The following is a 1,112-nucleotide window of genomic DNA, read 5'->3' as shown; positions in this document are numbered from 1 at the left end:
GGCGGTTGCAGGAGCTGAGTGCAACACGGTTATTGAATCGAAGTGGGAGTATCGTGCCGCATCGCAATGGCCTTTTGCATCACCTCACTCATCACTTCGATCGGACATTTGAAATCGAAGCGTTTACGTGGGCGCATATTCAGTTGCAAGGCAATGGCATCCAGCTGTTCTTGGCTGTGTCCCGACAAGTCCATCCCTTTGGGTAGGTACTGGCGGATCAGCCCGTTGATATTTTCATTACTGCCACGCTGCCAAGGGCTGTGCGGGTCGCAGAAGTAAATCGCCACCCCGGTGTTCTGGGTGATCTCGGCATGTCGCGCCATCTCTCGGCCCTGGTCGTAAGTCATGCTCCTGCGCATCGCCAGCGGCATGCTATTGAGCGCGGCGCTGAAGCCCTCCATCGCCGAGGTTGCCGTCGCGTCATTCATCTTCACCAGCATCAGATAGCCACTGGTGCGTTCCACCAACGTGCCTACGGACGAGGCGTTGGCCTTGCCTTTGATCAGATCACCTTCCCAATGCCCCGGCATCAGCCGGTCTTCAATCTCCGGCGGGCGCACGTGAATGCTGACCATCTCGGGAATCTGGCCGCGTCGATCCACGCCGCCTGAGCGTGGTCGGCGGGCCGTTTTGCCTTGGCGCAGACAGATGATCAGTTCCTTGCGCAGTTCGCCGACCGGCAGGGCATAGATCGCGTTATAGATCGTCTCGCGGCAGACGTAGGCATCTCTAAGGTTGGGAATATTCATGCTGCGTAGCTTGCCGGCAATCTGCTCGGGAGACAAACGCTCGCGCAGCATATGGGCCACCAACTCGAAGCGTTCACTACCCGGCAACAGCTTTCGCATTGGTCGACAGGTTTGACGGCGGGCATGCATCTGTTGCTGGGCCGCACGGGCTGAGTAACTCCCACAGACCTCTCGATTGCGGCGTAACTCCCGGCTGATGGTCGAGGGAGATCGTTCGATCAGCCGAGCAATCCGACGCTGGCTGAGGCCCTGGATATGACCGATTTGAATGGCGGCGCGTTCTTCGACGCTGAGTTCGTGATAGGACATGGGGCAGCACCGTACCGGAAAGGTCAGGTGTTGCACTCAGTTTTTGCCGCCGCC

Annotated in this window: 1 protein-coding gene; it reads right to left on the bottom strand. The window is 58.5% G+C overall.

Annotation, left to right across the window (positions count from 1 at the left end):
- Positions 1 to 29: 29 nt before the first annotated feature.
- Positions 30 to 1,058 carry an IS30 family transposase gene (locus IMW75_RS26730; RefSeq protein ID WP_205894308.1) on the bottom strand — a complete coding sequence of 343 codons (1,029 nt, stop codon included), beginning with the start codon at positions 1,056 to 1,058 and terminating at the stop codon, positions 30 to 32.
- Positions 1,059 to 1,112: the final 54 nt, after the last annotated feature.

The sequence above is a fragment of the Pseudomonas gregormendelii genome, assembly GCF_017114825.1.
Lineage (GTDB): Bacteria > Pseudomonadota > Gammaproteobacteria > Pseudomonadales > Pseudomonadaceae > Aquipseudomonas > Aquipseudomonas gregormendelii.
The sequence above is the reverse complement of the archived record's forward strand: the minus strand, read 5'-3'. Positions and strand labels throughout refer to the sequence as shown.